This window comes from Levilactobacillus brevis (genome assembly GCA_021383565.1).
GTDB lineage: Bacteria > Bacillota > Bacilli > Lactobacillales > Lactobacillaceae > Levilactobacillus > Levilactobacillus brevis_B.
The window spans coordinates 1544794-1567853 of the sequence record CP079699.1; the positions used below are offsets into that span (position 1 = coordinate 1544794).

The window sequence follows — 23060 nt, forward strand, 5'->3', positions numbered from 1 at the left end:
ACACTTTAATTAATGGCAATCGCGATTTGTGTGACTTACCATAAAGGGGTAAAGCGCTATCAAAATTTTTATAATCGGCACGGCTCCCCCTCGATTCAACTCGGCCGTGCCCCATGAAAGGAAGTTTCTGACATGAAAATTGATGGTCATACCCAATTAATCGCGCTCATCGCCCATCCCGCGGGTCACTCGCAATCACCGGCGATGTATAATTTCGCCTTTGACCACGAAAATATGAACGACCGCTTCTTGGCGTTGGACGTGGAACCCGAGAACCTCGCCCAGGCCATTGCGGCCGTACGCGCCTTCAAGATGCCCGGCGTCAGCGTTTCGATGCCCTTTAAACAAAAGGTGATCCCGCTACTCGACCACCTCGATGACGCCGCCAAGATGATCGGCGCCGTCAACACCGTGGTCAACCACGACGGCGTTCTCACCGGCTACACCACCGACGGCATTGGTTTCGTCAACGCCTTAAAGGACGCAAACGTGCCGCTAGCCGGTCAGACTATGACGCTGGCTGGCGTCGGCGGGGCCGGCACACCGATTGCCATCCAATCCGCACTGAACGGACTCAAGACGCTGAACGTCTTCAACTTAAACGATGCCTCGGTGGCTAACGCCAAGCGCGTGGTGCAAGTGATCAACGAACAGACCGCTTGTCACGCTAGTTTCACACCGCTCGAAGATCGCGGCCTATTTCACCGGGCAATCGCCGACAGCGATATCTACACCGACGCCACCGGTCTGGGAATGGGCAAGTTGATTGACCAGACCCTAGTGGACGACCCCACCTGGTTCCATCGCGACATGACCGTCTTCGACACGGTGTACGCGCCTGCCGAAACCAAGCTCATGCGCGTGGCGAAGCAAGCCAGCGTCACCCACGTCCTTAATGGTCAAGGGATGTTGCTCAATCAAGGTGTAGCGGCCTTTAAATTGTGGACCGGTCACGACATGCCGGTGGTTGCTGTACGGCGCGAAATTTTTAAGGAGGACGACTAAATGACTGAAAATTGGTTAGGTTTAGACGGTAAAGTGTGCGTTGTCACCGGTGCGATCGGTGGCATGGGAACCAAGATTTGCGAAGCCTTGGCGGATCAGAACGCCAAGGTGGTCGCACTGGATATGAAAGCTGACGCTGTGACGGCATTTGCGACAAAGTTAGCCACGGAACACCACACGGAAACGTTGGCGGTGGCCTGCAACGTCACGGATGAGGCCAGTGTTCAGGCGGCGGTCGCACAGGTTAAAGAGAAGTTTGGCTGGGTTGATGTGGTCATCAATACGGCCGGTATTTTAAAGTTTGACCCGTTGGAGGACCTCGACTATGCCACTTGGAAACAGGTACTCGACGTCAACCTGAACGGCTACTATCTGGTGACCCACGAGTTTGGTAAATTGATGATTCAGCAACGCCACGGCACCTTCGTTCATATCTCCACGGTGGCCAGTGACATCCCCGAGACTTACAGTGGCGCTTATAGCACCAGTAAGGCCGGCGTTAATATGCTATCGAAACAAGTGGCGGCCGAATGGGGCATGTTTGGTATCCGTAGCAACGTGCTCGAACCTTGCCTGGTCAAGACGCCGATGTCCGCGGCTTTCTATGCCGATCCGGAAGTCGAAAACGGGCGCAAGAAGTTAACTGCCAGCAAGCGCATCGGGACGACTGACGACATTGCCAACGCCATTTTATTCTTGGCCAGCGACCGGTCTAGCTACATCAATGCCACCGGCCTCGCCATTGATGGCGGCTTCAGCGTCATGATGCAAAACCAGATTCCTAAGCCCGGTGGTCGCCGCGGCTTTGCGGAAACGCACTAACCTTGCCTTAGCAGTTTAACGGCGTCCGTCGAAATGACAACTAATATCAAAAAAGCTATCCCCATCAGTCGCAAATGACCGATTCGAGATAGCTTTTGTCGTCCTGCCCACCGCGTTCTAGACCAAATTTGACGAACGGTAAGGCGCTAGTACGCGACTAGCCTATTATCATGGATGGTATCCTTGTCATACTACGGATTCTAACTGCTTTATAACTTTCAACCTTTAGTTGCCACTGTCAAAATATCTGACTGGCTTTTTGTAACAAATCATTTAACAGCCTGGCGTGAACATGTCCAACGACTTCTCCATGTCGCGCCTGATAATCATAATTAGGAATTTGGAAGGTAATGACCGAACCATTAATACCACTATCGTAATCTACAATTGCTTGGTAAATTCTGGCGTCACTCTTTTTCTGAGAGGTAATCGGCATACACACCACCATCCCCATAGCTGCGTTATAACCGCTATTCGAAATAACAACCATGGGCCGACGGATATTTCCCGATTGTGGATCATGTCCACTCTCTTCGTGACCGACATGTGGCTCTGCATCAATAAAAATTAAATCACCCTGTTTAGGCATCATCAGTCTTGCTTCTCCTTACCTACGGGAACTTCAACACCGTAATTACCGACGTCTGCCATTTCCGCCCGAAAATCGATGTCGCGATAATCCCCGTTCAGCCACGGGTTATCGTCCTGCGCCTTATAAATCAGCGTGCCATCCGCTTCCATTACTAACAAATACTTCTGCCCCTCCGAAACACCGGAACCGACTGGAACTGTTAAGGATAACGAATTACCCGTTTTTCGCGCTGTAAATTCGCCGAGTACCCGTGCTTTTTTTGTATTCATTACGCTCACCTCATGTGCCTACTAGTATATACACTTTAACTTGTACTCACAAGTCATAACATCTGGCTATCCTGAATACTACGCCTCATCAGTTACTATGCAAAAAGCTATACCCATCAGCCACCATCGACCAATTCGGTATAGCTTTTCTATTTGCTAACCCGGAGCCGTCACCGGATAAACCAGGTTAAACATCAAGATTCGTGTCACGTGAAAATCAACCACTTAAAAACCCGCACTTGAATCTAAGTAAGACCGATTAGTCTCACAGATGCGTTCAAGATGATAGCGTCCCAAAACCTATCGCCAATGCTCACTCACCTTTTTCTGGACATATCGCCCCATCACTTTCAGCGGCCTACGCCTCATCAGCGGACGCAATTGTCTTCAACTGATACGTGTTCCACAGTTTCAACGGATCACGTGGCGTCACCGCGAGGATAACCACCACGTTTGCCTCCCGTTCGCCCTGCAGCGTTGCTAAATACAATCGTTCACGATCGGTACTGCCCAACGCATAGGCCACGTGCACGGCCTGTGCTTGACGGACCGACGCGGCCACGGTTGGCGTCGTGCCGAGTGCCGCAATCGCCGCATTATCTTGCGTCACCGCTTTATCCATGGCCGCCTGCGCCAGTCGGAACGGCCGATTGGTCTGCATGTAGGTGTTGAACCCACCCAAGGCCACCAACAACACCGTCCCCCCTAACAGGCTAAGTGTCGTATTTCTGGGTAGTAATAGGCGCCAAACCGTCGTGAACTGGTGGTGATGGCCGAGTAACGCGCTCATCCCCGTCACGACCAACAGGACAATTCCCCAGCACGCCAACAGACTGAGACTCGTTCGCAAGAAGTCCAAGCGGTAGAGTCCCCAGCCGGTAGACTGGTCATTGCCACCAATCGGTCGGCCCAAGATCACCACCAGGCTTCCGAGGGCTACCAAGAAGACTAGGATGGGCACTGCCCCCAAACTATGAACGTGCATATCTGCTCCCCCCATTCGTTACCCCCATTGTAAACCGAAACGGTATTTAAACCATTTAATCGCCTCGATATTAGAATTTCTTTAAGGAAACCCGCTTGGCAGATTTTTCGTTAAAAAAAGAGCCTGAGATTTCTCCCAGGCCCCAAATTGTTTAATTTAAGCCGCGACCTTGGTCTTGCGACCATCCCGCAACATCGCGGCGAAGATCCACCCGACCACGGCAACCACCAGGAAGGTCACGAAGACGGCGTGATACCCCGCCAGTGTCGCGGCGGCATGACTGGCCACTTTGACGTGACTAGCCGTGACCATCGCCAAGATTAACGTGGCCACCGCTACCCCGGTCGAGCCAAGGATTTGCCGGACGGTCGTGATGACCGCCGTTCCGTGAGAAATCAACTGGTCAGGCAAGGAGTTCGCCCCCAGCGTGACGGCTGGCATCATGACGAAGGCATTGCCGCCCTCAATCAGCGCGGCAATCAGAATCATCGCCACCAGAGACTGCCGGTTGGAAACAACCGCCAGCCACAACCAGCCCAACACGATCATCGACATCCCCGTGAGCATGGTCCCCTTAAACCCGATGTGATCGGCCAATTTACCGGTCAATGGATTCAAAAGGCTCAGCACCACGGCACCGGGAACCAGTGCCATCCCGGAAGCGAACGGCGAGATGCCCAGCACTTCTTGGTAGTACAGTGGAAAAATAATCGTGACCACGATCAGCGCAATGTATGACGTCCCGGTCAGTAGCACCGCCAGATCGAAGTTAAAGGTCTTGAGCACCCGCAGATCTAGCAGCGGCGTGGACATTTGAAATTGACGCCAGACAAAGAAGGCCACGGCCAATAGGCTAACGACCAGTAGACCGGTCATCAGGCCCCAGTTAACGTTGGCTTTACCAATCTGGTTGACCACGTAGAGAATCCCGATAAACCCGACACTGCTGATGACGGACCAGTAATCCAAGTGGGATTCGTGTTGCGGCATGACATCCTTAATCGTCTTCAACGCAATCAGAAAAACGACGGTGATGATGACCATGAAGACCACGAACAGCCCCTGCCAAGTGGTGTAACGCAGGACAATTCCCGAGATGATCGGCCCCACGGCAAGCGCCGAACCCATGACGAGACCGGCCATTCCCATGACGCCACCCCGTTGCTTCTCCGGCGTGATTCGGAGCATGACCGTTTGATACGAGGGAAACATAATCCCCACAGCCATGGCTTCCATTACCCGTCCGAGCATCATCAACCCGAAGCTTGGCGCTAAATAAATAATAAAGGTTCCGATATCGAATAAGGCCAACACACTAACGAACAGCACCGGAAAGCGAATGTTATTGAGTAACCACGGACTAACCGGCATCATCACGACCATGACCAGCATGAACCCAGTCGTCAACCACTGCACGGTCGAGGCTGGCACCCCGAAGTACCGCATCAACGTCGGATACGCCGTCGACAGCGATGACTGACTGATGGACATGGTAAAGGTCCCCGCCAGTAACGTCCAAATAAAGGCCAAATGATTGTATGACCGCCCCTGTAAATCAATTGGTTGTGCCATGTAATTCCTCCCTCATGCCTACTTTAGAAGCATTATCAACTGACTTTTATCCTAGTCCTTTTCCTGTTTTCTGTAAACTCAAGCGTCCCGCAATGGTTGCCCGTACAATCAAGTTACTTATCCGCCAATCTTTGGTACAATGAAGCTAATCAGGACCGATACCAATCGGTCACGCGGACTACGCAAGGAATGAGGGTAAACTATGGATTTAGTAGCATATTTGCACGACGAAATTAACTTCTTGACGGAACAAATGAATCGCGCCAAGAAGGAAAAGGATAACGCCATGAATTTTCTCTGCGACGCCCGAATCACCGAGGCTAAACGGATCTTGGAGCAGATTGATAAGGGAAACATTGATCGGCTGAAGGCCGAATAAATCAACTGACGTCTCGTTGGCGCCGGTTATCTAAACGCACCTGGGCGGGATTGTCCCAAGTGCGTTTGTGCCGTTTAAATACGCTCAGAGAGGGACAGTAACTTGCAGTTAAAAACGCTCATCGACAGCCTGATTTTCATTGTCATTATTGGTCTAGTTACTTTTTTAATCATCAACTTTATCACGGACTTCCGCACCACCCTACTCGTGGTGCTCGCCCTCACGGCTGCCGGTTGGGTAAAAGCACATTTTTTCAAGGGCCACGTCGACCGGTGATTTTTGTATCGCAGGTTCGCCTAATCATGCAATTAGGTGTAGATTAGTAGTGTACGAATTTTTGAGGAGGCAACACATTGATAACCATTAAATCAGATCGTGAAATTAAAAAAATGGCCGAATCAGGTGCCGTTTTAGCAGGCGTTCACAAGGGTCTGCGTGACATCATCAAGCCAGGTATTTCAAGTTGGGAAATCGAACGGTTTGCCAACAAGTACATCGCCGAACATGGCGCCACCCCGTCCGAAAAGGGCTTCGAGGGCTACAAGTACGCCACCTGCGTCAGCGTGAACGATGAAGTCGCTCACGCCATCCCCCGTAAGGACCTCTTGCTTAAGGAAGGCGACATCGTGGCGGTCGACATGACCGTTAACTTGGACGGCTTCGAAAGTGATTCTTGCTGGACTTACGCGGTCGGCAAGATCAGTCCAGAGGCCCAACACCTGATGGACGTCACCAAGAAGTCCCTATACTTGGGCATCGACCAGGCCGTCGTGGGCAACCGCATCGGCGATATTGGCCACGCTATCCAAGCCTACACGGAAGGTCAGGAACACATGGGCGACGTTCGGGAATTAATCGGCCACGGTATTCAACCAACCATGCACGAACAACCCAATGTGCCGAACTACGGTGAAGCGGGCAAGGGCTTGCGTTTACGCGCCGGCATGACTATCACCATCGAACCCATGATTAACTTGGGGACTTGGGAGATTGCGTCCCGTGAAACGGCCGACAAGTCTTGGGAATACTACGTTACGGCCGACGGCTCACTGTCCGCTCAGTACGAACACACACTGGTCATTACCGATGACGGTCCCAAGATCTTAACGTCACAAGACGACCCCATCGACGAAAAATACCGACTCAACTTCTAGGAGGCTCCGCGTATGGCACTGACGAATCAGACACCGGAACACACCGTCCAACACCTCTTTGATCAGATTGCCCCGCAATATGATCAGATGAATAGCGTCATCAGCCTGGGAACCCACCGCATCTGGCGTCACCGCGTCATGACGGCGATGGCCGTCCGCCCCGGTGACTTTGCGCTAGACCTGTGCTGTGGCACCGGTGACTGGACGTTGGCGCTGGCTCGCGCGGTCGGTCCCGCTGGCCGCGTGGTGGGCTTGGACTTTAGCCCGGTGATGATTCGTGAAGCGCAACGTAAGGTCCGCGCCGCTAAGCTAACCGGTCGGATCACGCTGCGACAAGGAGACGCCATGCAGTTGCCCTATCCCGACAACAGCTTCAACGTGGTGACGATTGGCTTCGGTCTGCGAAACGTTCCCGATGCCAATCAGGTCCTGCGGGAGATGACCCGGGTCGTCAAGCCGGGTGGACAGGTGGTCTGCCTGGAAACTTCGCAACCGACTAACCCCATCATTCATGCGGGGTGGCAGGTCTACTTTGGCCACGTGGTCCCGCTGATGGGCAGTCTGGTGGCCCACCACTATCAGGCCTACAACTATCTCCAGCGGTCGACCCACCGCTTCGTTTCGGCCGAACAATTAGCTAAGATGTTTACCGCGGCCGGGTTGACGCAGGTACATGACCACCTCTTCAATCTGGGAGCGGCTGCCGTGCATTTCGGGGTTAAGCCATACTAAATAAAACGGAAAAATCCGCCCTACCAGCGATAGTTCACCATCGTTGATACGGCGGATTTTTTGATTGTCTTTTATCGCCTGCGGCTGCCAGAGATTCCGCCTGCTGTGGGATCGAGGGTTAAGCCCCCCTCCCAATTATTTCAGATTTATGCCCAACCATGGTGCTCGCGGTCCCAGTCGCGCTTGCGGCTACCGGAGACGAACGGGTTACCCGCCACCGTGAAGCGCAGTGGCCGATCCTGCCAGCTTCCAGCCGACACGCCCACGCGTGACGTTGCCGCAATCTTCCTTGGTTGCCGCGTCATTTCCGGCGTAATTGTTAGATTTTGAGCGCCTAGCATGGTCCGGTTCAAGTTCTTTGACTGAATCCCCAGTGCCGCCATCAGTTTTCCCGGACCATTGGTGACATCCGGCACCGGCTTGTCGCGATTTTGCTGCATCAAGTCCAGCCCCTCGTGCGGCTCAATCCCCCGAATCAGAATTCCTTGGGGCGTGCCGGCTGCCTGGGTAGCCACGTCAAACATGTAATACCCACGCAAGATGTAGATATAAATGGTTCCCGGCGCATCATACAGGGCCGCGTTAGCCGCCGTGTAGCGCCCGTTAAAGGCGTGGGCCGCCGTATCCTTCTCACCCAGATAGGCCTCGGCCTCGACAATCCACCCGCTCATGGTACCAGCCGGCGTTTGGTAGACCAACTCGTGACCCAACAAGTCCTGCGCAATTTGCGGCGTGGGCCGTCCCGTAAAAAATTCTGCTAAAGCGTCTGACATCGTTTTCTCCTCCAATTTCACTATGTTAGAATGGGGCCATGGAGATGATACCTTATGGCAATTAAATGCGAACGAATCTACACCAAGCCCGCCGATCTTGACGGTTATCGCGTGCTCGTCGACCGACTGTGGCCGCGAGGAATTTCTAAAGTGAACGCGCAACTCGCGTCCTGGGAAAAGGAAATGGGACCCACCACCGACCTGCGGAAGTGGTTCAACCACGAACCCGAAAAATTCCCAGAATTCAAAAAACGCTACGTCACTGAGCTTGAAGCCAACGCAGCGTTACCCGCCTTTTTAGACCTGGTCGCCGAACAACTCAACGACCAAGATGTGATTTTATTATACGGCGCCAAGGACGAAGAACACAACCAGGCTGTAATTTTAAAGGAATTTTTGCTTAAACGCTTAGCGGATCGAGTACCCGCTGCACGGCTGACAGACTAAGCTCGCGAGTACTGGTGAGCATGGCATCCGCCTGCGGTATCGGCTGAGCATTGATGCCGATGGTCAGGCAACCTGCGGCCTTCGCGGACTGCACCCCAGTCACCGTGTCCTCAAAGGCAATGCACGTGGTCGGGTCGCGATGAATCAGGGCGGCCGCGGCGAGATAGACGTCCGGTGCCGGCTTGCTAGCCTTCAAGTCCTTAGCCGCCACGATGTGTGGAAAATACCGATCCAGACCCAGATGGGTGATTTCGGCTGGCGCATTGGTCGAAGCTGAGGCTAGAGCCAGCGGATACCCCGCCGCCACGAGCTCATCCAGAAAGGCCGTGACCCCGGGCAGACGATTAGCCGGCGTCAGAGCGGCCACATACTGCCGATACAGCGCGTTTTCATGATCCGTAATCATTTGGCGCTGGTCGGGGCCAAAGTCGTTCTGACGGCCCACAGGCGCCAAAATCGTCAACAAAGAATCGGCCCGACTCATGCCGGGTAACGTGGCGGCTAGCTGGTCGGTCCACGGAATGTGGAGTTCTTGCGCAACCGTTTGCCAAGAAGCCAAATGGTATTGCCAAGAATCAGCCAACACCCCGTGGAGGTCAAATAGGAAGCCGCGAAGTTGTCGTGCTTGCATGTAATCTCCCCCTCGTGAAAGCGTTTCAATTTTTAAATCTATTATACACCAAAATAAAATGGTTCACCGCTTTAAACTATGCGGTGAACCATTGTTAATTTAACGAATAACGATAACTGAAACGTCAGACTTCTTGGCGAGCCGTAACCCGATGGCCCCGGGATGACCGTGACTGGCGAAATCAACGTCCGCCCCGCAGACGATCAGATCCGGTTGAAAATCGGGGACAATCTTCTGAAGCACAACATCGTCGACGTCACCGCCCTCCCCCACGATGGCCTGGACATCTTCCACGCCAAACGCGGTGGCCTGATCAGCGTAACTTTTGACGATGGCCTTAAGGTGCTCACGCTTCTCGTTCAACTTATCTGGCATCAGCGATTCATAGATGCTGATGTCATCGCTTTCCAGTACGGAGGCAATGCCCAGATGTGCTTGATAATCCCGGGCCATCGTCATCGCGAACCGGAATGCCCGACTGGTTGAGGGCCGGTCATCCTCATCGATGGTGATTAAAATTCGCCGGAAAAATAGTGGATTGTTTATTTCGTCTGCCATAAAACCCCTCCTGCAGTGATTGTTGATTCGGCCTTATTGTATCATACCTGAGAATGAAAAGACTCGTCGGACTGACGTAATCCGCTCGATTGCCACTCCATGAAAAACGCCCTCCGTGAGCTGGAGGGCGTTTGGTGACTTATTTTGATTGGATGTGGGCGCTAGGTCTCGCTGATATTTTTCTGGCGAGTCTGGCGGCCGCCGAAACGTGCTCTCTCGGGCAGGTTCCTGCGCTCAACCCGGCTAAGCACCGACTCGGTTCTACCGAGTGGGCCCTTAGCCACGTTAATGCTCAGAACCTAACCGCCCTCGATCGCACTCTACCTTGCGTGGTCCGGTGACAAAATCATTGGCCCGCGAACCGCTCGTGGTAATTCAACCGTAATTCGGCGTACCACAACGGGTTGTGGCACGACCACTGGTGCTGGCTTGGGCTTGGCGGCCAACATGTGCCAAATGGAATGTAGCAACAACAGGCAGACAAACATCAGTGGGAAACCGGCAATCGTCGACACCGTTTGAACGGTCTTGAAACCCCCGACCATCACAATCCCAAAGGAGAAGATGATGAAGACAACGACCCAGATCATTCGGTTCCAACGACTGGGTTCCTGACCGTCATCCAAGTGAAGACTGGTGAACGACGATACGATGAAAGCGGACGACGAAATCGTCGTGGCCAAGAAGATGAAGCAAGAGATACAGTACAGCGCCAAGATAATCATCTTGAATGGTAACGTCGCAATGACCGTCGATACCACGGCGGCTTGCCCCTGCGTATTTAGGATGTGTACCAAGTTAACGGCACCAGTCCGTTGCAGCCACAGTGAGTAGCCCCCGAAGATGGCATAAAAGCTCATGCATCCTAAGGCCCCATACGTCAACATACCAACTAAGACCTGACGAATCGTCCGACCCTTGGAGATCCGGGCAATGAACAGCCCCATGACGGGCATGTAGGACAACCACCAGCCCCAGTAGAAAATCGTTTCCTGCTGAGCGGTACTGTCCCCACCGTTAGGTAACGTGTTGGTCGACATTGAAATAAACTTCTGGGCCATTAACCCAATACTATTCGTTTCGGAATTTAAAATATAAATCGTGGGTCCAATAATTAAGATAATAGCAAGCAGACCCAACGCCGTCCAAATGTGGGCGGAACTCAACCGATTGATTCCCCCGTTTAATCCATGGAAAACCGTGACGGCAAATAAAATAAACAGAATGACAAAGAGTTCAATCTTAAGCATGAGGTTGTCTTGAACCCCGGTAAGCCGGCTTAACACCTTCGAAATGATGGGAATTTCCATCCCAACAGATGAACCAATTCCCCCCATGATCCCAAAGACCACGAGAAAATCGACCACGTGACGCGCAATGACCTTGCCCTTGCTGTCACCTTGTAAGCTGGTGATGGCGGCACTGACCCGTTGAACCTTGGCGTGCTTAACGTAGAGCACGTAAGCAATCGCAATCGTCGCGGGCGCAAACATCATCCACGCCATCGGTCCCCAGTTGAACTGCCCTAACATGTGGGCAGCACCGTAAGCATTGCTGGAGAACGGCTTGAACCCAAAGGCGGGGTGTTGCAGATACCGCAGCGGATCAACGATGGACAGCATTAAGATGCTGGCATCAATCGCCGTGGCGAAGACCATTGACCCCCACTGAAAGTTACTGTAGTGGGGCTTGTCATCGGCATCGCCCAATTTAACCTTACCAAATTTACCAAATGCCAAATACATAAAAAATAAGAAGTTGATCACGTACACCATCAAATAGGCCCATGACATGTGCGTATCAATCCAGTTCAATAACGAACTCAGAGTGGTTTGTAATTGGTTACCACCTAAGATAAATAGCAATGACGCGAGAATAAATAAAACGATGGTTGGTACGAATACTAACTTATCAATATTTTTACGCGCTAAAATAAATAATCCTCCTCATTTGTTTCCTGGAAGCAAGCTTCCAGCGGTCATGTTTCGAAGAGATTGTACGAAAAAAGCGCCATACACGGGTCGTTACACGAGCCACCTGTACAGCGCCAATCACGGTTAAATACAAATTGCCTACGCAAATCTCTTTGAATCAATATCCAAAGTCTATTATACGCAGTCGCTAGGATTAGTAAAATCTTGAATAAGGATAAGATTTTTCTGCGGAAATTTAAGCGCTTACACTACCAATCACCATTGGATTCTAAGAATTCGATTAGAATTTAGGTGATAGCTTAACCCTTTGCTTTAGTCAAACTTTTCTGGCCACTGGGCTTTAGCCGCCGTATTTCCAGTGGGACCGTTATCAATTTCCTTGATCACGTGGGCCGGATTGCCAACTAAAACCACGTTATCGCCAAAGGATTTGGTCACGACAGCACCGGCGCCGACCACGACATTATTGCCTAACGTCACGCCCGGTAAAACGGTCACGTTGCCACCAAACCACGCGTTATCACCGATGGTAATGGGCGCCCCCATCTCGACATCGTGGACCCGCGCCATGGCGTTCAGGGGATGAACCGGCGTGTACAGACCCACGTTAGGCCCGAAGTAGCAGTGTTCGCCAATCGTAATCGGGCAAGTATCCAGCAAGGTCATGTTGTAGTTGCCGTAGAAATGGTCGCCGATGTGGATATTCCAACCGTAATCGTATTCCAACCCGGCTTCAACGAAGAAATCATCCCCACTATCCGCCATCAACTTGCGGTAACCCGCGTTCCGTTGATCATTGTCGTCTAACTGGTTGACCGCGCGTAGTTGCTTTCTAACGGCCACCCGGCGTGCAATCAGTTCTGGATCGAATTGTTCGTAGGGTTGACCCGCCGTCATTTTTTCCCGTTCAGTTGCCATTGCATCAATCACTCCTCTTGAGTTCCATGATACCACTTATTCAGAGCGGCCCTAACCATCGACGGGACTAAAAAGGCATCTCGGAGTCTACCGAAACGCCCGCATTACTGATTAAATTAACCGGTCAGCCACAGCGTTAAGCATTTTCCGCTGCCGACTCACCCGATACCCGTTGTTCCCGCAGAATCCAAGTGATCCCGTAAGCATCGACGATCTGGCCCATCTTACCACCAGCGCTCTGTTCACCAAACGGACTGATGACCTTAACGTCGGACTTGAGGAGCCGTTGATACAGCCCCGTTAATTCCTTAACACTAGCGGAATCATCTTCGTCCACCGCAATCATCAGTGAAATTAGCGTGGAAGACGTGGGTTGTCCCATCAAGGCGTCAGCACATTGGACATCCAAGCCCATGATTTTGAAGCCGCCTTGCATCGTCATTTCCTCTAAATTAACGGTGGGTGCTAACCCAAACTGTTCGACTTCCTCGGCTGTCGGGCTGACCCGGTAGGCGTTGGTTGCCCCAAAGACGCTCTGATAATAAGCGATCGCTTCTTTGGCGTTTTCAAATTCCAAATATGGAATTAACTTTGCTTGCATCGTCGGTACCCCATTCACTACTTGATTTTTTGGAACATTTTGCCTGGTCACTGGTGGACCGGTACTAGTCCCCCCAATGAGATTATCCGCATGTGATCTCTAGCTGTTATTATACCCTTAATGACCACGAAACGGTAGGTCTCGCAGCCCCTTGGCAATATCCGCGACCGATTGTTCCGGCGTGGTATGCGTTAACGACGCCTGCGAGGCCGCGGATTGCGGTGCATTTACTGATGAAACCGTCTCGGATTTTTTCGCGACTGACGGCGTGTTTTTCGGCCGGCTTACCCCTGCTTGATGGCGCTCCCGGCCCATCTGATCCATGGTCTCGTTGAGTAAATGATCAACGAACACATTGCCTTGATTGGTCGCGTGCCCCTTGGTCCAGTGGTACTGCAAGTGGCTAAATTGAGGCAACAACCGGTCCACGTCCTGCCACAGCTCGGCGTTGGCCAGTGGTCCGGCACTACGCTTCCAGCCACGACGTTTCCAGCCAGCCAGCCACCCCTGCGTCACGGCATTTAAGACGTACCGCGAATCCAGGACAAAGACAATGCTTTCATGTGCCTGCTGAAGTTCCACTAATTTTTGTAAGGCATTGCGAAAGGCCATGATTTCCATGCGATTGTTGCTGGCCCCAAATTCACCATCCGACCCGGTCACCACATCATTGGGCAACTCGATCCGGTAGGCCCAGGCTGCCTTATCGCCGGTGCGCACGTGACCCCCGGCAACGTTACCGGTATTCCGGGAACCACCATCCGTGTAGACGGTAATGGTAGCGGCCGTCAGCGGTTGCGTCGCTGTTGGTTTAGCCGTCGTCTTAGCCTTAGCTTTGGCCTGGTGCGTGGTCCCCGTATCCTGCATAAAGGCTTCGGCGGCGCTGGCCGTCGTGAAGCTCTTGTACTGCGCACCGGAGAAGCCACTCACCTGTGCCTGTGTCTCTGGCCACGTCTGGTAAATTCCCGGTTTACGGCCCCGACGAACCGCATAGTATTTCTGTGCCACATTCATTCCTCGCTTTCAACCTAATCTAAGCTAGTTTACCATAGATTTCATCATTCTAAATAAATTCGATATGACAATACTTATGAAGCCGATGCCATCCCCCACCGGGCCGTAAAAAGTTTTTTTATACCACCCAGCACAATCTTTAAAAATCGCTAATTTTAAAGTGTAAATTGTTTCCATAACTTTTAGATTATGCTAACCTAGTAGGTGTGAGTAATGGCCGGAGACTGTCATTTTTTACTTAATTTTCCAAATTTCTAAGGGGGTTTTTGATGAAAAATCCAATCCATGCGTCCATGATTACCGTCGAGCAAGCCCGCGCAATGCTTAAAGACCAGCGAGAACAACGTGATGAACGTTTTCCAGAGCTGGCCGCCTCCGGCCAATATATCTTACCAGACTATCGGTTAACCCGTAAACGCGAGGCTTTTAAGATTCGACGACATACTTTTTTGAAGAAACATTTTCGTTCCTACGTGGCCTTTGATTCCGACAACGGTCAGACCTTGTGGATTCACAATTTCTCAAGTCTTTCCGAAGCTTGTTTCTGGTTGAACACCGGTCTGAAGCCCAACGACACGGACTCCGCCGGCTCCTATCAAAGCTGGAAGGAAGAACACGTGACTGAGATTGAAGCGCTCAAGGATCAACTGCGCGCCCAACATCAAGAAAAGAAGAAGCCCGTTGCGACGCCGAAACCGGTGACCGTGACGACCGTTAAAAAGGCCAAGCGCGCTAAAGCCAAGAAAAAATAAGTGCGTCTCTACAGCCCCACAAGATTGGTCAGTTGACTCGTCTTGTGGGGCTGCTTTTTTCAAGAGTGCGCCAAAAGGCGATTAGCCGGCGAGCATTAAGGCTGATAACCGAATAATCCCGGGTTTGGATTGTTTGGTTATCAGTTTTAAGCGGAGCCGGCTGCCTTTTAGCGCACGTTTCGACTATCTCAATGCCGAGACAACACGGATTTTCAGCTCAATGCAAGCTCATTTGACACAAACTACAAAGCACCCCGCCCCACCACACAAAAATCGGCAAGCCATCTCAAACGAGACGCCTGCCGATTATTTTTAACTGTTTAAAATTACAGGTCTAAATGTACCTGTTTCGGGTCGGTCTTAACGATCACCTTACCGTGGTGAATCGAGTACAAGACTTCCGAGCGCTGATTCAATGCATTGTAGAAGTTATCGTTGTTCATGATGACCAGGTTGGCCGGCTTGCCTTCCGCGATACCATAGTGATCGCCGACGTGCATGGCCTTGGCCCCGTTGGTCGTGACAAACTTGTAGGACCCCATGATATCATCGTACCCCATCATCTGGGTGACGTGAATCCCCATGTGGAGAGCGTCCAGCATGTTACCGTCGCCCATCGGGTACCACGGATCTTTGATATCATCCTCACCAAAGGCCACATTAACCCCGGCGGCATTTAATTCCTTAACCCGGGTTAACCCCCGCCGCTTCGGATACGTGTCGAACCGACCGCCCAAGTGGGTGTTAATCAACGGGTTGGAGATCATGTTGATGTGGGACATCTGCAGGAGCCGCATGAGCTTATAGGCGTAGGCGTTGTTGTACGAGCCCATCGCCGTCGTATGGCTGGCCGTGACTTGATCGCCCAAGCCCGTTTCCAAGGCCAAGGTTGCCAACGTTTCCAGTCCGCGGGAAGCCGGGTCGTCAATTTCGTCACAGTGGGCGTCCACGAGTTTACCGTACTTCTGGGCTAGCTCTACCGCGAAATGCAGGGATTCCACGCTGTATTCCCGGGTGAATTCAAAGTGCGGGATGGCTCCGATGACGTCGACGCCCAACTTGGCAGCTTGTTCCATCAATTCCTTACCGTGAGGGAACGACAAAATCCCTTCTTGGGGGAAGGCCACCAGTTGTAATTCGATAAAGTCCTTCACCTCATCACGAACCTGAATCAAGGCTTTCAACGCCGTCAAACTAGGGTCCGTCACGTCCACGTGGGAACGGACGAACTGGACACCGTGACTGGCTTGGCGTTCCAGTGCCTGCCGGGAACGGGTCTTCACGTCTTCAATGCTCAACGTCTTCTTCCGTTCGGACCAGATCCGAATCCCGTCAAATAATGTCCCGGACTGGTTCCACTCCGGATCGCCGGCCGTCATCGTACTGTCCAAATGAACGTGTGGATCAACGAAAGGTGGCAGAATTAATTTTCCCTGCGCATCAATGACCTGTTCATGATCCTTTGCCGTTAAATGATCGGCAATGGCCGTGAACTTCCCGTCCTCAATTCGAATATCCTGTGGCTGCTGTGCGTTTTCAATAAGACCTTGTTGAATTAACATGCGCGTTAACCTACCTCCTACACTTTTCCATCAGATTAATAAAAACCGGGAATGGTTAGACCCAATAAGAGTAGCGTGCTGTCGGCAACCAACCCCAAGACCACGGCAATCGCACTCACCGTAGCCGGAATCAAGCACCACCAGGGGCCACACTTACCAGCACGAACCAACCCTACTAAGCTTATCACAGTTAGCCCGACTCCGAACAATAAAGTGACGGGTTCGTGGGGAAACCAGCGATAAACCGTTTGGACGGCGCCAATTATTGCATACCAACTAACCGCCAAACCAATTAGACTCCAGATCAGGACGCGCCTTGACTGTCGTTTCATCTCTATCGCCCCCACGCATTATCAGCTTCCTTGGCACTCCCCTTTAATTTACACGGTACCAGCGGAAATGACGAACACTTGGCTTGGGTTGTATAACTAAATTTATAGAACGTCAGAGTCATCATTTCCCGACGTTTTATGCTATGCTGGAAGCTATAATCCTGACTTCGGAGGTCGATCAATCATGGTAAATTCTTACCCACAAGCACTCACCATCGCTGGCTCGGATAGCGATGGAAGCGCCGGCATGCAAGCCGATCTGCACACTTTCTTCGCCCGTCACGTCTACGGCGCATCCGTCATGACCGCATGTGTCGCCGGAAATTCTTACGGAATTCACGCCAGCGTGCCCATGCCCACGGACTTTATCGACCAGGAATTCAAAGATCTCGCGGATGACTACCGGATTCGCGCCGCTAAGACGGGGATGTTAGCCGATTCCGAACTGATTCAAACGGTCGTCAAAAATTATCAAGCGGCCGATTTTGGCCCGCTGGTCGTCGATCCCGTGATTATGACCAAGCACGGCAACCAACTGTTGGAGGAAAGCGCCTTTAACACGCTACGGACGACCCTCATTCCGCTGGCCACCGTGCTGACGCCGAACTTCTTTGAGGTCGAAAAGATTGCCGAAATGACCATTACCAGCGATGCCGACATGGAAACGGCGGCTCACCAGCTACAAGCCATGGGGGCCAAGAACATCATCGCCAAGGGCAGTCACGCCGACCCTCACCAGACGGTCGTCAAGGACTTCGTGTTGTTGGAATCCGGCGAGAGTTTTTGGTTGAGCGAACCCTACCACGAGACGGACCGGGTCAACGGCACGGGTGATTCGTTGTCGGCTTGTATTACCGCCGAGCTAGCGAAGGGCACCCCGATGAAACGTGCCATCAAGATTGCCAAACAATTCGTCAACGCGGCGATTGGCTCCCCCATTGCGGTCGGTCACAAATTTGGTCCAGTCAATCACTGGGCGGCAATGGATCGCGATTTCAAATAGTCAAATAGATCCAAGTCGGAAATGGCGGGCTCCCCACGGAACCCGCCATTTTTAAGCACCAAGTCATCGTCACCAGCGATCAGGCCGCCACGTCCGGCCGTCGACCTCACCGCCAAGCTGTTCACTGCGGCGGTCCTGTTCGGCCACCACGCGTTTCAACGCCAGCCAGAAGGCTCGGTCCGTAAATTTTTCCTGTTGATTCGCCAACTGATCGATTTGTTGGCTTAACCATACCGATTGTTCAGTCATCGTCCTGCTCCTTAATCATGGCGAGGGTGTCCTGCAACTGGTCGATTTGCTCGCGATTCTGGTCAAACACACTGGCGATTAACCGTCCCGTAGCGCGCTGTTCCGCTGGCAAGCGGTCAATCACCCCGTCCAGCCGCTGGGCAAACCAATCCTGGCGATTCGCCAAACTATCCGGTTGCGGCTGCGTCAGATATCGTTGGTAGTCCACGACCAGCTGTAACTTCTCCGACTCCTCGAGATAGCTGAATTGATAGATGGGGAAGATTGGCAACCAAATCATTTTCGCCCGGTGTGCCAAAGCCGCCAGTGGCGCCAAGGCGGCGTCGAGTGTCAGACCTTCCGCCCCGCCACGTTGAAAGGCAGGTTGGGGCATACCCGTGGTTACCACAATTCCCAACTCCTTGTCGGCCAACGGATAACGGTGATCCCCGTAAACAAAAGTCCGGGTCAGTACCGTGTCCTCCCAAGCCTTGAGACCGGCCGGTGCCGCATACCAGTACAACGGGAACTGGAGAATAATGCGGTCTGCACGACGCAACTGATCCTGCTCGCGTTCGACGTCTAGCGGGGTCTGTGCCTCGATATGCTCCCAGATGATATTCTCATCGGGTAAGCTTTCCTTCAAAAATTGCTGGCTGGTCGAATCCGCCAACTGGGGATGCGAGACCAAGACAAGCGTGGTCATCGGGCCATCAACTCCTTTGCGTTTTTTCACTAAACCTACTGTAGCACATTTCCCCTGAAATCTTAGCCGTTTCCGCTCAGTAAACTTGGCCAAAAGAAAAGGCCCCTAGCGAAAACGCTAACGACCAAGTTGACTTAAATTAACTTAAACGCCGATCCGAACCATCGTGGAACTTGTCTCCCCGGGTCGCCAGATGTTTGCTATTCTTCCGGAAAGCTTCCCGGTTGTTCAGATATAACTGGCCAACACCGGCCAACAGAATAATGGCCAAAATAATCAGTAGTGCGTGCATAGCAATTCCCCCCGTCAACTTTTAGATTACAATTATATTATCTAAATGTTACAGGAATATTGCAAGTATTGTGTCACGGAAATAAGAAATTCTTCACCTTTTACCGGCCAATTGTATGAATTACTTCGTCGTTGACACGCTTGACGACTGTTGGGATTCCCTTTTCTGCTGGGACTCTCGCTGGGAATGCCGTTTTTTCTGGGCCTTGCGTACCTGATTTGAGACCTGATCCGTGGGACTTACCGTCTTCTGTCGCGAAAGATTGGCCACCGGTGCCGCCAGCAAAAGAACAATTACAGCAGAGAGACAATAAATATAGTTCTGTCGCTTATTGCCCAGCCCCTGCGTAATTTGGAAAAAATAATAAATAATACAGATGGCGGAAAAGAACACCGCAATTTCTGCCACAACGTGCAAGACGATCACCGTGGCCACCTCCAATCCCGTTTATCCCTACTCTACTGAACTGGCGCGGTCCCTGTCAACTTTCAACGCCCGGTTAATCCGCAATTGACACGGCGCAGCGGCTTCTCTATAATTAAGAAGTTGTGGGTTTGCTATTCACATTAGGTCGCAATAGCTCAGCTGGATAGAGCAACGGTCTTCTAAACCGTAGGTCGAGGGTTCGAATCTCTCTTGCGACATCAAATTTAACGAAACGATCGGTGAAGTCGAGAGGCTTTGCCGATTTTTTTAGCTTTAATCCAACCAAAAAGCAGGACCAGCACTCAGCCGATCCCGCCCAGTTTTTAATGAACCTAAGCTTCGTACTTGCCAACAATCGGTAGCTTGGCCAACACTTTGCGGCCGTGTGGGGATTTTTCGTCAATCACACTGGTCAGTTCTTGACCGGCCAAGTTGCCGTGGTGCTTGCCGCCAGCCCAAGCTTCTACACCAGACACGTCGTATACGACGCCATCAATGGCCACGTAGGCTGGCTGACCCTGTTGGCCGTCAAATTTGGCTAATTCATCCTTGGAAAATACTTTTTCACTCACAACTACCACCGCCTCAATTTATTTAGTTTCATCATAAACTGACCGAACCAACAACACAAGTAATTCATCTTTCAGGTGATAACTAAAAAGCATAAAAAAAACCACCAACCGAAGTTGGTGGTTTTTCACGACACGATTTAGGCTAATGTAAATTAGTCAACTACCGTAACGTTAGCGGCTTGTGGGCCACGGTCGCCTTGTTCTACATCAAGGGATACGTGTTGGCCTTCTTCAAGCGTCTTGAAGCCTTCGCTGTTGATAGCAGAGAAGTGAACGAAAACGTCTGAGCCGTTTTCCAAAGTGATGAAGCCGTAACCTTTATCAGCGTTGAACCATTTAACAGTACCTTGTTCCATAAGAATGAAACCTCCATGCGCATAGCGCAATAATATTTGCATTTGAAAGCTGGGGTAAAAAGGAGCCATTCTTATAAGAACGTCGAGCCTTTAAAACTTCCGAACCATAAATACATTAACCATAGGATAACAGGTATTTCGCAGAATAGCAAATGCAAACTCCGATATTTTTAAACTATTTTGCAATAAGCCGCTAATTATTTTCCGATAACCATTCCTTGGCGGCTAATACTTCCTGCGGCGTCAGCATATGGCTTCCCCCCGTTTGAAAGAGCGTGGTAGCCACACCACTTTTTTCGCAATCCGCTGCAACTTGAGCGACTGTGGCGACCGACACTAAGGGGTCACGCTGCCCGGCAGAGAGCCATGCGCGGTAGTTTTTTCGTTGCACATTTTGACTGACGGGCAACCACAGCGGATGAAATAATAAAGCCCGTTGACCGGGAAGAATTCCCGTGCGAATCCCGTAAGCCGCCATCGCCGCACCGTTCGAATATCCCACCGTAATTAAACGGTCAATATCCCAGTGACGGTGCACACAAATATTTTTTACCGTCGCGCTCAACCAGATTGCTTCTGTGGTGACCTGATCGCTGTCGATTGGTCCCGCCGCGGTCTGCTGAAAATATTGACGCTGGGCACCAACGCCACTGCGACCGGCAATCGTCACCAGTGGACTCTGTGGGGCCAAGCGCCGCCCAAAGTTCAACATTTCCGTGTTGGTGCCGCCGGTTCCCTGCAAGAGGAGGACTGGTGGGGTCGTGTTCGCGCCCGGCGCCGTTTCAATTAGTTCATCGTCCACGCGAAGCCTCCTAACGCCGAACGATCAGTTCAATCTGACCCTTCTGCGGGGCGAAATTAAGCCCGTAGCAGTCTTCCCCTAGAATCTTACCGTACTCGGCCAAAACGTCGTCAGGCAACGGCGTATGGGTCTTTAATCGGCTGATGAGGTCTGGCCCCGACTGCACGTCAGCCAACGACACAAATAGCAACGCATTATCAATTAAGTCCCGTAACAAATCAGTCAGCAGACCATTGGGTTTGCCCTTTTCATCGGTCACCACCACCTGATGGCTTTCGACTTCCTGATGATTTACCGAAACTGTTTTTAATTGGTCAAAAATCGTTTGCACGATCAGTCACTCCCTTGCGAATCCGTTTCCAGTTTAACTAGATAATACAGCAAATAGCGCCTAACTGAAACTAATTCTCCCGAAAAGCCGCAGAATCTTGCTGTTTCGCGTACCGCTGCATCATTTTCTCTTGGACCTTCGGCAATGGTAAGGCCGAAATCTCGCCAGCCGGCACCCACTTTCCCGGGAAAAATTCCAAGGGAAGTGCCGTTGGTAAGGTCGCCGTTAAAAGCTTGACCTGCCAGCGTTGATGCGTATACGTGTGGCTGACCGGTTGCCCGCTCACTGGCCCCAGTTTCACGGGGAGCTGATATTCTTGACGCCACTGTCGTTCGAGCGCTGAAATATCGTCAGCTAGCGTCCATGATTTCTGATCCGTCGTGTGCAGGGTTTCCCGTGGGACCAGTGGAAAGCTCCAATACCCGGTCAACATCTCGTTGGCGCCACGCTGGACGAGCAGATAGCCTGCCGGCGACTGAATAATCAGGCCATAGTAGGCGACTGGCTTGGGCCGAGGTGCCCTGGTCTTGACCGGAAAATCCAGCACCCGTCCTGCCCGATAGGACGCGTCAAATGCCTTGACCGGCGAATGTTCCGGGTCGGGATTCTTGGCCGTCATGTAGCTTGACCCCAGATCCATGATGGCTTGATTGAAGGCGCCCGGACGCTGCGGATCCACGATCGGTTGAATGATGGTCGTAAACAATTGGCGCGTCTTAGGCTTGGCAATGTCGGCGTCAATCATCAGTAGCCGCGCGAACACCCGAAAGGCATTGCCATCCACGGCCGGCACGACCTCGTCAAAGGCAATGCTGGCAATGGCACTGGCCGTATACGGACCGATACCAATCAAGTCTTCCAATTCGGCGGCCGTCTCCGGCCATTTGCCGTGGTAGTCCGTCATCAGTTGCTGGGCCGCGCGCTGGAGATTGCGAGCACGCGAATAGTAGCCCAATCCCTGCCAGGTTTTGAGTAACGTCGCCTCGTCAGCCGCCGCTAAGTCGGCCACCGTCGGAAAGGTCGCCAAGAAATTTTCGTAATACGGAATCACCGTATTCACCTGTGTTTGCTGCAACATTACTTCACTGACCCAGGTGTGATAGGGATTCCGGCCATGCCGCCAGGGCAGGTCCCGCCCCTCGCGATCATACCAATCTAGCAACGTCTTGCGAAAGTCGCGGATCGTTGCCGCCGACCATTTTTCCATAGTGTGCCACCGTCCTTGTTTTTACTATTCTAGCGAATCCCCTGCCACACGGCAAGTCCACCACGCAACTAAGCCTTGACGTGCCGGCGCCGCTCCCCTATTATC

Annotated in this window: 31 protein-coding genes and 1 tRNA gene; 10 read left to right on the top strand and 22 right to left on the bottom strand. The window is 52.0% G+C overall.

Annotation, left to right across the window (positions count from 1 at the left end; genetic code table 11):
- Positions 1-132: 132 nt before the first annotated feature.
- Both KB236_07220 and KB236_07225 read left to right on the top strand, forming a co-directional pair.
- Complete coding sequence (locus KB236_07220) at positions 133-1005, top strand: quinate/shikimate dehydrogenase (GenBank protein ID UIF28341.1); 873 nt, start codon at positions 133-135, stop codon at positions 1003-1005.
- Positions 1006-1827, top strand: a complete 822-nt coding sequence (locus KB236_07225) for an SDR family oxidoreductase (GenBank protein UIF28342.1) — start codon at positions 1006-1008, stop codon at positions 1825-1827.
- A 238-nt stretch (positions 1828-2065) separates the two neighbouring features.
- Here KB236_07225 and KB236_07230 read toward each other — a convergent pair whose 3' ends face one another.
- The 4 genes from KB236_07230 to KB236_07245 form a co-directional block, all read right to left on the bottom strand.
- Entirely contained in the window at positions 2066-2419 is a 354-nt protein-coding gene (locus tag KB236_07230) for a type II toxin-antitoxin system PemK/MazF family toxin (GenBank protein ID UIF28343.1), read from the bottom strand.
- Entirely contained in the window at positions 2419-2688 is a 270-nt protein-coding gene (locus KB236_07235) for a hypothetical protein (protein UIF28344.1), read from the bottom strand. Before KB236_07235 ends, KB236_07230 begins: the two co-directional genes overlap by 1 nt.
- 358 nt (positions 2689-3046) lie before the next feature.
- The gene (locus KB236_07240; protein ID UIF28345.1) at positions 3047-3673 is read right to left on the bottom strand and encodes a hypothetical protein; all 627 of its coding nucleotides are present in this window, start codon (positions 3671-3673) and stop codon (positions 3047-3049) included.
- Positions 3674-3829: 156 nt separating this feature from the next.
- Positions 3830-5245, bottom strand: a complete 1416-nt coding sequence (locus KB236_07245; GenBank protein ID UIF28346.1) for an MFS transporter — start codon at positions 5243-5245, stop codon at positions 3830-3832.
- A gap of 202 nt (positions 5246-5447) precedes the next feature.
- Here KB236_07245 and KB236_07250 point away from each other — a divergent pair, with 202 nt between their 5' ends.
- The 4 genes from KB236_07250 (at position 5448) to KB236_07265 (ending at position 7510) form a co-directional block, all read left to right on the top strand.
- Positions 5448-5624 (top strand): hypothetical protein, encoded by a 177-nt coding sequence (locus KB236_07250; protein UIF28347.1) that lies wholly within the window; start codon positions 5448-5450, stop codon positions 5622-5624.
- Positions 5625-5726: 102 nt separating this feature from the next.
- Positions 5727-5900, top strand: coding sequence for a hypothetical protein (locus tag KB236_07255; protein UIF28348.1), 174 nt, complete (start codon positions 5727-5729; stop codon positions 5898-5900).
- A gap of 77 nt (positions 5901-5977) precedes the next feature.
- Positions 5978-6778 carry a type I methionyl aminopeptidase gene (gene map, locus KB236_07260; protein UIF28349.1) on the top strand — a complete coding sequence of 267 codons (801 nt, stop codon included), beginning with the start codon at positions 5978-5980 and terminating at the stop codon, positions 6776-6778.
- A gap of 12 nt (positions 6779-6790) precedes the next feature.
- Positions 6791-7510, top strand: coding sequence for a demethylmenaquinone methyltransferase (locus tag KB236_07265; protein ID UIF28350.1), 720 nt, complete (start codon positions 6791-6793; stop codon positions 7508-7510).
- A 146-nt stretch (positions 7511-7656) separates the two neighbouring features.
- Here the strand turns inward: KB236_07265 and KB236_07270 are convergent, their stop codons facing one another.
- On the bottom strand, positions 7657-8283 hold the full coding sequence (locus tag KB236_07270) for a DNA-3-methyladenine glycosylase (GenBank protein ID UIF28351.1): 627 nt from the start codon (positions 8281-8283) through the stop codon (positions 7657-7659).
- Positions 8284-8337: 54 nt separating this feature from the next.
- On the opposite strand from KB236_07270, the gene KB236_07275 reads away from it, so the two are divergent.
- The gene (locus KB236_07275) at positions 8338-8730 is read left to right on the top strand and encodes a DUF488 family protein (GenBank protein ID UIF28352.1); all 393 of its coding nucleotides are present in this window, start codon (positions 8338-8340) and stop codon (positions 8728-8730) included.
- Here KB236_07275 and KB236_07280 read toward each other — a convergent pair.
- The 6 genes from KB236_07280 to KB236_07305 form a co-directional block, all read right to left on the bottom strand.
- The gene (locus KB236_07280) at positions 8684-9361 is read right to left on the bottom strand and encodes an HAD family phosphatase (protein UIF28353.1); all 678 of its coding nucleotides are present in this window, start codon (positions 9359-9361) and stop codon (positions 8684-8686) included. The two genes, KB236_07275 and KB236_07280, sit on opposite strands and share 47 nt — an antisense overlap.
- A 99-nt stretch (positions 9362-9460) precedes the next feature.
- On the bottom strand, positions 9461-9919 hold the full coding sequence (locus KB236_07285; protein ID UIF28354.1) for a universal stress protein: 459 nt from the start codon (positions 9917-9919) through the stop codon (positions 9461-9463).
- A 320-nt stretch (positions 9920-10239) separates the two neighbouring features.
- Positions 10240-11835: a BCCT family transporter gene (locus KB236_07290; GenBank protein UIF30319.1), complete on the bottom strand. Its 1596-nt coding sequence runs from the start codon at positions 11833-11835 to the stop codon at positions 10240-10242.
- 330 nt (positions 11836-12165) lie between these two features.
- Positions 12166-12771 (bottom strand): sugar O-acetyltransferase, encoded by a 606-nt coding sequence (locus KB236_07295; GenBank protein UIF28355.1) that lies wholly within the window; start codon positions 12769-12771, stop codon positions 12166-12168.
- A gap of 136 nt (positions 12772-12907) precedes the next feature.
- Positions 12908-13372 carry a VOC family protein gene (locus KB236_07300; GenBank protein UIF28356.1) on the bottom strand — a complete coding sequence of 155 codons (465 nt, stop codon included), beginning with the start codon at positions 13370-13372 and terminating at the stop codon, positions 12908-12910.
- Positions 13373-13489: 117 nt separating this feature from the next.
- Positions 13490-14380: a ribonuclease H family protein gene (locus tag KB236_07305; protein ID UIF28357.1), complete on the bottom strand. Its 891-nt coding sequence runs from the start codon at positions 14378-14380 to the stop codon at positions 13490-13492.
- A gap of 275 nt (positions 14381-14655) precedes the next feature.
- Between KB236_07305 and KB236_07310 the strand changes: the two genes are divergently transcribed.
- On the top strand, positions 14656-15138 hold the full coding sequence (locus KB236_07310; GenBank protein ID UIF28358.1) for a hypothetical protein: 483 nt from the start codon (positions 14656-14658) through the stop codon (positions 15136-15138).
- Between the two features lie 326 nt (positions 15139-15464).
- Here the strand turns inward: KB236_07310 and codA are convergent, their stop codons facing one another.
- A complete protein-coding gene (gene codA, locus KB236_07315) occupies positions 15465-16700 on the bottom strand; it encodes a cytosine deaminase (GenBank protein ID UIF28359.1) in 1236 nt (411 codons plus the stop codon).
- A gap of 35 nt (positions 16701-16735) precedes the next feature.
- Complete coding sequence (locus tag KB236_07320) at positions 16736-17032, bottom strand: hypothetical protein (protein ID UIF28360.1); 297 nt, start codon at positions 17030-17032, stop codon at positions 16736-16738.
- Between the two features lie 184 nt (positions 17033-17216).
- Between KB236_07320 and thiD the strand changes: the two genes are divergently transcribed.
- Positions 17217-18035, top strand: a complete 819-nt coding sequence (gene thiD, locus KB236_07325) for a bifunctional hydroxymethylpyrimidine kinase/phosphomethylpyrimidine kinase (GenBank protein ID UIF28361.1) — start codon at positions 17217-17219, stop codon at positions 18033-18035.
- Positions 18036-18104: 69 nt separating this feature from the next.
- Here thiD and KB236_07330 read toward each other — a convergent pair whose 3' ends face one another.
- From KB236_07330 to KB236_07345, 4 genes are all read right to left on the bottom strand, one after another.
- Positions 18105-18284: a hypothetical protein gene (locus KB236_07330; protein ID UIF28362.1), complete on the bottom strand. Its 180-nt coding sequence runs from the start codon at positions 18282-18284 to the stop codon at positions 18105-18107.
- Entirely contained in the window at positions 18277-18969 is a 693-nt protein-coding gene (locus KB236_07335; protein ID UIF28363.1) for an NAD(P)H-dependent oxidoreductase, read from the bottom strand. The genes KB236_07330 and KB236_07335 overlap by 8 nt, the downstream gene beginning before the upstream one ends.
- Positions 18970-19108: 139 nt before the next feature.
- Positions 19109-19261, bottom strand: a complete 153-nt coding sequence (locus tag KB236_07340; GenBank protein ID UIF28364.1) for a hypothetical protein — start codon at positions 19259-19261, stop codon at positions 19109-19111.
- A 120-nt stretch (positions 19262-19381) separates the two neighbouring features.
- Positions 19382-19687, bottom strand: a complete 306-nt coding sequence (locus KB236_07345; protein UIF28365.1) for a hypothetical protein — start codon at positions 19685-19687, stop codon at positions 19382-19384.
- Positions 19688-19831: 144 nt separating this feature from the next.
- On the opposite strand from KB236_07345, the gene KB236_07350 reads away from it, so the two are divergent.
- A tRNA-Arg gene (locus tag KB236_07350) sits at positions 19832-19905 on the top strand.
- A 114-nt stretch (positions 19906-20019) separates the two neighbouring features.
- On the opposite strand, the gene KB236_07355 is transcribed toward KB236_07350, so the two are convergent.
- The 5 genes from KB236_07355 to KB236_07375 all read right to left on the bottom strand — a co-directional run bounded on the left by KB236_07355 (position 20020) and on the right by KB236_07375 (position 22955).
- Complete coding sequence (locus KB236_07355; GenBank protein ID UIF28366.1) at positions 20020-20259, bottom strand: cytochrome B5; 240 nt, start codon at positions 20257-20259, stop codon at positions 20020-20022.
- 152 nt (positions 20260-20411) lie between these two features.
- Positions 20412-20615, bottom strand: a complete 204-nt coding sequence (locus KB236_07360; GenBank protein ID UIF28367.1) for a cold-shock protein — start codon at positions 20613-20615, stop codon at positions 20412-20414.
- Positions 20616-20808: 193 nt separating this feature from the next.
- Positions 20809-21417, bottom strand: a complete 609-nt coding sequence (locus KB236_07365) for an esterase (protein UIF28368.1) — start codon at positions 21415-21417, stop codon at positions 20809-20811.
- 10 nt (positions 21418-21427) lie between these two features.
- Positions 21428-21748: a hypothetical protein gene (locus KB236_07370; GenBank protein UIF28369.1), complete on the bottom strand. Its 321-nt coding sequence runs from the start codon at positions 21746-21748 to the stop codon at positions 21428-21430.
- A gap of 70 nt (positions 21749-21818) precedes the next feature.
- Positions 21819-22955, bottom strand: a complete 1137-nt coding sequence (locus tag KB236_07375) for an A/G-specific adenine glycosylase (GenBank protein ID UIF28370.1) — start codon at positions 22953-22955, stop codon at positions 21819-21821.
- Positions 22956-23060 lie beyond the last annotated feature (105 nt).

Coding starts and splice junctions, on each gene's coding strand:
- KB236_07245 (UIF28346.1), bottom strand. CDS start 5,245: ATGGCACAACCAATTGATTTACAGGGGCGGTCATACAATCATTTGGCC.
- KB236_07230 (UIF28343.1), bottom strand. CDS start 2,419: ATGATGCCTAAACAGGGTGATTTAATTTTTATTGATGCAGAGCCACAT.
- KB236_07335 (UIF28363.1), bottom strand. CDS start 18,969: ATGACCACGCTTGTCTTGGTCTCGCATCCCCAGTTGGCGGATTCGACC.
- KB236_07265 (UIF28350.1), top strand. CDS start 6,791: ATGGCACTGACGAATCAGACACCGGAACACACCGTCCAACACCTCTTT.
- KB236_07250 (UIF28347.1), top strand. CDS start 5,448: ATGGATTTAGTAGCATATTTGCACGACGAAATTAACTTCTTGACGGAA.
- KB236_07275 (UIF28352.1), top strand. CDS start 8,338: ATGGCAATTAAATGCGAACGAATCTACACCAAGCCCGCCGATCTTGAC.
- KB236_07280 (UIF28353.1), bottom strand. CDS start 9,361: ATGCAAGCACGACAACTTCGCGGCTTCCTATTTGACCTCCACGGGGTG.
- KB236_07320 (UIF28360.1), bottom strand. CDS start 17,032: ATGAAACGACAGTCAAGGCGCGTCCTGATCTGGAGTCTAATTGGTTTG.
- thiD (UIF28361.1), top strand. CDS start 17,217: ATGGTAAATTCTTACCCACAAGCACTCACCATCGCTGGCTCGGATAGC.
- KB236_07360 (UIF28367.1), bottom strand. CDS start 20,615: ATGGAACAAGGTACTGTTAAATGGTTCAACGCTGATAAAGGTTACGGC.
- KB236_07375 (UIF28370.1), bottom strand. CDS start 22,955: ATGGAAAAATGGTCGGCGGCAACGATCCGCGACTTTCGCAAGACGTTG.
- KB236_07240 (UIF28345.1), bottom strand. CDS start 3,673: ATGCACGTTCATAGTTTGGGGGCAGTGCCCATCCTAGTCTTCTTGGTA.
- KB236_07310 (UIF28358.1), top strand. CDS start 14,656: ATGAAAAATCCAATCCATGCGTCCATGATTACCGTCGAGCAAGCCCGC.
- KB236_07295 (UIF28355.1), bottom strand. CDS start 12,771: ATGGCAACTGAACGGGAAAAAATGACGGCGGGTCAACCCTACGAACAA.
- codA (UIF28359.1), bottom strand. CDS start 16,700: ATGTTAATTCAACAAGGTCTTATTGAAAACGCACAGCAGCCACAGGAT.
- KB236_07300 (UIF28356.1), bottom strand. CDS start 13,372: ATGCAAGCAAAGTTAATTCCATATTTGGAATTTGAAAACGCCAAAGAA.
- KB236_07220 (UIF28341.1), top strand. CDS start 133: ATGAAAATTGATGGTCATACCCAATTAATCGCGCTCATCGCCCATCCC.
- KB236_07340 (UIF28364.1), bottom strand. CDS start 19,261: ATGCACGCACTACTGATTATTTTGGCCATTATTCTGTTGGCCGGTGTT.
- KB236_07285 (UIF28354.1), bottom strand. CDS start 9,919: ATGGCAGACGAAATAAACAATCCACTATTTTTCCGGCGAATTTTAATC.
- KB236_07235 (UIF28344.1), bottom strand. CDS start 2,688: ATGAATACAAAAAAAGCACGGGTACTCGGCGAATTTACAGCGCGAAAA.
- KB236_07225 (UIF28342.1), top strand. CDS start 1,006: ATGACTGAAAATTGGTTAGGTTTAGACGGTAAAGTGTGCGTTGTCACC.
- KB236_07330 (UIF28362.1), bottom strand. CDS start 18,284: ATGACTGAACAATCGGTATGGTTAAGCCAACAAATCGATCAGTTGGCG.
- KB236_07270 (UIF28351.1), bottom strand. CDS start 8,283: ATGTCAGACGCTTTAGCAGAATTTTTTACGGGACGGCCCACGCCGCAA.